Annotated in this window: 8 protein-coding genes; 7 read left to right on the top strand and 1 reads right to left on the bottom strand. The window is 62.0% G+C overall.

The genetic code is table 11. The features are described from left to right. The 7 genes from O2807_10550 to O2807_10520 all read left to right on the top strand — a co-directional run. Positions 1-314, top strand: a 314-nt coding sequence (locus O2807_10550; GenBank protein MDA1000936.1) for a hypothetical protein, incomplete at its 5' end; no start/stop codon positions are given. Positions 315-354: 40 nt separating this feature from the next. Continuing rightward, the gene (locus O2807_10545; GenBank protein MDA1000935.1) at positions 355-1,245 is read left to right on the top strand and encodes an HAD hydrolase-like protein; all 891 of its coding nucleotides are present in this window, start codon (positions 355-357) and stop codon (positions 1,243-1,245) included. Between the two features lie 92 nt (positions 1,246-1,337). Continuing rightward, entirely contained in the window at positions 1,338-2,192 is an 855-nt protein-coding gene (locus O2807_10540; GenBank protein ID MDA1000934.1) for a cupin domain-containing protein, read from the top strand. 10 nt (positions 2,193-2,202) lie between these two features. Beyond that, positions 2,203-3,258, top strand: coding sequence for an alcohol dehydrogenase catalytic domain-containing protein (locus tag O2807_10535; protein MDA1000933.1), 1,056 nt, complete (start codon positions 2,203-2,205; stop codon positions 3,256-3,258). Positions 3,259-3,272: 14 nt separating this feature from the next. Continuing rightward, positions 3,273-4,955: a hypothetical protein gene (locus O2807_10530; GenBank protein MDA1000932.1), complete on the top strand. Its 1,683-nt coding sequence runs from the start codon at positions 3,273-3,275 to the stop codon at positions 4,953-4,955. Positions 4,956-4,972: 17 nt separating this feature from the next. Beyond that, the gene (locus tag O2807_10525) at positions 4,973-5,377 is read left to right on the top strand and encodes a RidA family protein (protein ID MDA1000931.1); all 405 of its coding nucleotides are present in this window, start codon (positions 4,973-4,975) and stop codon (positions 5,375-5,377) included. 100 nt (positions 5,378-5,477) lie between these two features. Beyond that, the gene (locus tag O2807_10520) at positions 5,478-6,026 is read left to right on the top strand and encodes a NifU family protein (GenBank protein ID MDA1000930.1); all 549 of its coding nucleotides are present in this window, start codon (positions 5,478-5,480) and stop codon (positions 6,024-6,026) included. Positions 6,027-6,028: 2 nt separating this feature from the next. Here O2807_10520 and O2807_10515 read toward each other — a convergent pair. Next, on the bottom strand, positions 6,029-6,286 hold a 258-nt coding region (locus O2807_10515; GenBank protein MDA1000929.1), incomplete at its 5' end, for a phosphoribosylglycinamide synthetase.

Here is a 6,286-nt window from a genome sequence, read left to right as displayed (position 1 = left end):
GGAGGCCTCTATTGGATCACATCAGAGATAAAATAGGGGAGGTTTTTAGAGGTGCCCTTAAACCTACGGGTAAGAACAAAAAGAAGACTGCGGAAAAGAAAGTAAGGGCATTTTACAATTGGACAATTACTATTTTAGTGATAATGAGTATTGGGTTGATATATTTTTCGGCGAAATTTTCTGTGTCTGAAAAATACACAGAAAAGACTTCTAAAGCTGTTGAAAGAGATAAGAACAATCCTCAAATTAAAACCAAACAGCCCCCTAGTGAGGATAAGAAAGCAAAGCAGGAAAGAGATGGCCAAATGAAATAAGCATATTTGAATAGTCTCAAAGTAGGGAGTGTATTATTCCGTGGCATTTTCCCCTGAATTGGTAGTCTGTGATCTGGACAATACTCTCTACGATTGGGTTGCGTATTTTACTGCGTCTTTTTATGCAATGGTTGATGAAGCGGTTAGAATAACAAGATGTGATAGAGAGAAATTATTGGACGATTTCAAGGAAGTCCATCAGAAGCATCATGACTCAGAACATCCTTTTTCTCTTCTTGAAACTGCAACAATCGCAGATTTGTATTCCGACAAGAGTAATGTCGAACTCAAGGAACTGCTTGATCCTGCTTTTTATGCTTTCAATGCAATCAGAAAAAAGACATTGGTATTGTTCCCGGGTGTTAAAGAGACTCTCGATGCACTGAAGTCAAATGGAATAATGATGGTCGCTCATACGGAAAGCAATCTCTTTGCGGTTATTGATCGGATGAAAAGGTTGAGCCTGACTGAATATTTTCAGAAAATTTATTGCCGTGAAAGATCACTTGGGAATCATCCCGATGACAAGGTTTCTAAAAATTGGGTTTCTGATTTTCCAATGGAGAAGGTCAAGGAGCTGACTCGCCATCAGAGAAAGCCTGATGAAACCGTCTTGCTTGAAATATGCTCAAGTTGTGGAATTCCACCTGGACATGCTGCGTATGTCGGTGACAGCATGGCTCGGGATATACTAATGGCCAAAAGGGCCGATGTCTTTGCTATCTGGGCTGCTTATGGTGCGCGCCATGATTCGGAAAATTATGGAAAATTGGTGAGAATTACTCACTGGACTCCAGAAGATGTTGAGCGAGAGAAACAGTTGGCTAAACAAGCTCAGAGCATTAGGCCTAATTTTGTTGCAGAGAGTTCTTTTGCTGATATCCTTAAACCTTTTGGCTTGTCCTTGCAGAGATCCTCTTTCCAGGGTTGAGGGAATTTATTGGGCCCGGTGACCGGGGAAGACCTCAAACAGCGAACGGGCGCGCTTTAGCCCATTCTTCATATCCGAAGAGGAAATACATCATGGCGCTGAAATACCCCCTGATTCACGTGGACGACGTGAAGCCCGAGAACATGGCGGAAGGCGAGGGCTGGGCCATCTCCGAGTTCCGCCTGCCGATCACCGGCGCGCACGGCAGCTCCACCGCCGTCTTTCACTCCATCTTCCGGCCCGGCTCCACCCACAAGAAGCACCTCCACACGAACGCAGATGAGATCGCCGTCTACCTGAGCGGCCACGGCGTCGTCGGGCAGGGCGACGGCCGGGCCGATGTGCGCGCGGGCCACTGCCGCCTGATGCCCAAGGGTTCGGAGCATTTTTTCCACAACGAGACGAAGGATGAGGCGGCCCTCGTCATCGGCTTCTACCTCGGGGCGGGGAGCGTCGAGGAGAGCGGCTACCAGTACCGCGGCGATGTGACCGAGGCCGATCTCAAGATGCCCCGCAAGGGCTTCCGCGAGGGCATTCTGGTCCACCTGGACGATGTGCCGCCCGAGAAGATGGACGCGGGCGAGGGCTGGTCCATCACCGACTTCCGCCTGCCCATCGGAAAGCACAACGGGAGCTCCACGACGGTCTTCCGGGCGCGCTTCTTTCCGGGCGCCGTCCACAAAAAGCACCGCCACGACAACTGCGAGGAGATCTACTACATCATCAGCGGCCACGGCCTCGCAGGCGCCGGCCCGGACCGGGTCGAGGTGCGCGGCGGTCATTTCCACTACATCCCCAAGGGAGTGGAGCACTGGATGTACAATCTGAGCGAGACCGAGCCCATCGAGGCTGTGGGCCTCTACATCGGCGCGGGAAGCGTCGAGGACACCGGCTACGTCTACATGGGCGATGTGACCCAAGAGGACATCCAGGCGCGGACCGCGTAGGAGGAACACCATGGCCAGTCAGACGATGGAAGCCCTCGTACTCCTTGAACCGCACAAGTACGAGTTCCAGGAGGTGCCCGTTCCCGGGGTCGGCCCCCAGGAGGTGCTCTGCCGCGTCGGCGCGGTGGCCATCTGCGGAACCGACCTCGGCATCATCGCGGGAAACTTCTTCCCCATGTGGCCGCCGCACTGGCCCTTCATCATCGGCCACGAGTGGGCGGGCACGATCGTGGCCGTCGGCTCCGGCGTCACCGGCTTCGCCCCCGGCGATAAGGTGGCCGGAAGCTCGGCCGTCGGCTGCGGCTACTGCGCCAACTGCATGAAGGGCCGCTACAACCTCTGCCTCAACTACGGCGACATGGCGGCGGGCCACCGCCAGTACGGCATGACCGCCCCCGGCGCCTACGCCGAGTACATGAACGCCCACACCCGCTCGATTGCGAAGCTCGCCCCCGATGAGGACCTCAGCGAGGCCTCCCTGCTCGACACGGCGGGGATCGCCCTCCACATCGCCAAGCAGGGGAAGATCGCGCCGGGCGACACCGTCGCCGTCATCGGCCCCGGCGCCGTCGGGTCCATCACCTACCAGTGCGCGCGCGCCCTCGGGGCGGGGCGCGTCATCGTCATCGGCCGCGGGGATCGCCTGAAGAAGGCGGGTGAGCTGGGCTACGAAACGGTGGATTTCGAGAAGACCGACGTTCTGGCGTACATGAAGGAAACCACCGGCGGCATCGGCCCCGACGTTGTCCTCGAGTGCGCGGGGAGCGGCGCCGCTATCCGCCAGGGGATCGACATGATCAAAAAAGGCGGCCGCGTCGTCATCGGCGGCGTCGCCCAGGAAGAGGTACCGATCCCCGCCGCGCGGATCCTGCTCGATGAGCTCGAGATCGTGGGCTCGCGCGCCGCGCCGAACTGCCTGCCCCAGGTGATGGCCCTCTGGCGGAGCGGCGCCCTCAACCTCGCCGATCTGGTCTCCCACCGCTTTCCCCTCCGGCAGTTCACCGAGGCGATGGAGACCTTCCGCGATCGCAAGGACGGCGCCCTCAAGGTCGTCGTCGAGCCGTAGGGGCCTTCCCGTCCATGGCCCAATCCGCCGCCGCCCATCTCCGCACGCTCGAAAGCCTCCGGCTTGTCTTCGGAAAAGAAGCCGAGCGGGAAAAGTACGCCTTCCTCGATGCGCTCGGGCGTGCGCGATTGCCGCGCGCGGGGGAGGTGGCGCGGCTGCACGATCTCCTGCTCTTCATCCGCGCCTGGCCGGACAGCCCCCGGGTCCGCCGCTTGGCGGAGTGGATGCTGAAAAACTTCGAGGCGCGGGCGGACCTCAAACGCCACCGCAGGGTGCTCGCCGATTCGGGCATCGCGGGCACCGAGATCCGCTATCCCTTCTATCACGCGACAGCTGACTGGCTGGCCCGTAAATGGGGCGATCATCTCGCGATCGATTGGGATGAATTCGAGAATGCGGACGCGCTCGAAGGGCTGCTCGAACACCTGGCGCTCGATGCGGAGGCCCTCGGCCTCGATTCGGCGGACCTTTCCGCCCGCGAGTGGATCGGCCGGATGCGGAAGAAGGAAGAGAGCGAGGCGGCGTTTTTGCTCGCCAGGTTCCGTGCGCTGAAAGTGCCGGACGCCCTCCGGCAGAAACTCTACGAGGACCTCGACGTGCCCCTTTGCGTGATGCCGGGCGCGACCACCCCCGCGCGGGGGCGGGAGCGCTTTCCCGCCGGGAAGGTGGTCTGCCAGCGGGGGGCGCTCGATCGGGGGCGGGATGACTTCAAGCGGCGTGTCCTCGGGATGCGGCCGCGCTTCCGCGACCTCTCCCCGGCGGCGGGGCAGCGGGTGGTGGACCTTGCCAAGGGGGCGATGGCGCTGCGCCAGCGCGATCTCGACGCCTTCGCCTATGCCGACCCGCGGGATGTGCGCCTCGCCGATTGCGGCGGGGGGGCGGCGATCGCCCTCATCGGAATGCCGCCCGGGCGGCGGCACCTGCTGGCCGCGCTCTACGGCTTTCTCATCTTCAAGAACGGCGTGGTGGTGGGCTACGGAACGGGGGCGGGGCTCTTTGGCTCCTGCGAGGCGGCCCTCAACATCTTTCCCGCTTTTCGGGGGGGCGAGGCGGTGGGCCTGCTCGCGGCGGTGCTGGCCGCCTTCCTCAGTCTTTTCGGGGCGGACACCTTTTCGGTCGATCCCTACCAGCTCGGGATGGACAACGAGGAGGCGCTGCGCTCGGGGGCGTGGTGGTTCTACGCGAACCTCGGCTTCCGGCCGCGGGCGGGCGCGGCGCTCCGCCTGGCAAGGGCGGAGATCGCCCGGCGGAAGAAAAATCCGCGTCACCGCACCTCCCGCGCCGCGCTCGAGCGGCTCTCCGAGCGCACGATGTTCCTCTCGCTCGGGCGGCCGCGCCGCGAGGCGCTCGGGGCGATGGAGCTGGGACCGGTGGGGCTTTTGGTGACGGACTATCTGGCGGGCCGCTTCGGCGGGGATCGGGAGAAAGGGGAGCGCACCTGCGCGAAAGAGGAGGCGGCGCTCCTCGGCGTCCGCTCGCTTCAAGGTTGGTCCCCCGGGGAGCGTGCGGCCTGGCGGCGCTGGGCGCCCCTTGTCATGGCGCTTCCGGGGCTTTCGCGCTGGCCCCGCGAAGAACTCCGCGCGCTTGTGGGAATTATCCGCGCCAAGGGCGGCCGCCGGGAGTCGGATTTCGTGCACGCCTTCAATGCGCACCCGCGCCTTCGCCGGGCCATCGCCCGCCTTGCGAAACACGAATAACGGAGAGGAGAACACCCATGCGGAAAACCGCGCATCAGGCGACAGCGAACCTGCACCAGCCCTTCGCCAACTACTCCCACGTCGTCGCCGTCGAGGGGGTGAAGAAGCTCGTCTTCACGGCGGGACAGGTCTCGGCCACCCCGGACGGGACCGTCGCCGGAGAGGGGGATTTCGCAGCCCAGCAGGCCCAGATCAAGGCGAACCTGATCGAGGCCCTCGCCGCGGGGGGCGCCACCCTCGCCGATGTCGTCAAGGTGACGATCTACGTCGTCCGGCAGGAGGACACTCCGAAGGGACGCGGCGTTCTGACCGATTATTTCGGCGACTTCGAGCCGCCCCCCGGGAGCACCCTCTGCGTCCTGCGGGGGCTGGCGAACCCCGCGTTTCTCCTCGAGGTCGAGGCCATCGCGGCTATCGGCTAGGAGCCCCGATTGCCATTTTCCGCGCGCGCGGGTAGGATACCTGACGGAATCGGTCGGATATGGGACCGAATGGACCTTTTTTTTCTTTGGAGCGAATGCCATGCAGATTACCGAGGCGGCGGCCAGCAAGGTCAAAGAGATCATGGATGCCCAGGGCGGGGGCTTCGCCGGCATTCTCCTTTCCTTCGAGGGCGGCTACAAACTCGACCTGGTGAAAGAAGAGCAGGCCGCCGACTACATCAAGCTCGATAACCCCCACATCGGGGTTTACACCTCTCCCGATCATCTCGATCGCGCCGAGAAGGCGAAGATCGACTTCGTGGAGGACGGCCCGACGAGCGGCTTCAAGGTGAACCGCGAGCGGGGCGAGAACGAGAGCGAGCTTCTCAGCCAGATCGAGGAGATCATCAACAACGAGATCAACCCGGCGGTGGCCTCCCACGGCGGGGTGATCAACCTGCTCGACATCGAGGGCAAGCGGATATTCATCCAGATGGGCGGCGGGTGTGCCGGCTGCGGGATGGCGGACGTGACGCTGAAATCGGGTGTCGAGGCCCGGCTGCAGCAGCTCGACCCCGACATCGAGGTGGTGGACACGACGGACCACGCTTCGGGGACGAACCCCTACTACGAGCAGACGAAGAAGTAGAGCTAGGCTTCCGGCTCCAGATTGAAACGCAGCTTTTCATGCGCCCGGCGGAGGGCAGATTCCACTTCGCCGGGCGTATTTCTTTTGGCGAAGATGAAGCCGAGATAGCGGTTGCCCTCCGGCAGCGGCACCACCCGCCCGCCGGGGTGGATGGTGATCTCGATCCCCTCGATGCCGGGTGTGGACAGCGCCTCCGCCTCGCCCTCCACCCCCCGAAGAATCCCCGCCCCCGGAATGGGGATCATCATGACCCCCGCCGC

Source organism: bacterium (assembly GCA_027622355.1).
In the GTDB taxonomy this organism is placed as follows: Bacteria; UBA8248; UBA8248; order UBA8248; family UBA8248; genus JAQBZT01.
The sequence above is the reverse complement of the archived record's forward strand: the minus strand, read 5'-3'. Positions and strand labels throughout refer to the sequence as shown.

Bases quoted from the DNA above. Each gene is read 5' to 3' on its own strand.
- O2807_10540 (MDA1000934.1), top strand. From the start codon at position 1,338: ATGGCGCTGAAATACCCCCTGATTCACGTGGACGACGTGAAGCCCGAG.
- O2807_10535 (MDA1000933.1), top strand. From the start codon at position 2,203: ATGGCCAGTCAGACGATGGAAGCCCTCGTACTCCTTGAACCGCACAAG.
- O2807_10530 (MDA1000932.1), top strand. From the start codon at position 3,273: ATGGCCCAATCCGCCGCCGCCCATCTCCGCACGCTCGAAAGCCTCCGG.
- O2807_10525 (MDA1000931.1), top strand. From the start codon at position 4,973: ATGCGGAAAACCGCGCATCAGGCGACAGCGAACCTGCACCAGCCCTTC.
- O2807_10520 (MDA1000930.1), top strand. From the start codon at position 5,478: ATGCAGATTACCGAGGCGGCGGCCAGCAAGGTCAAAGAGATCATGGAT.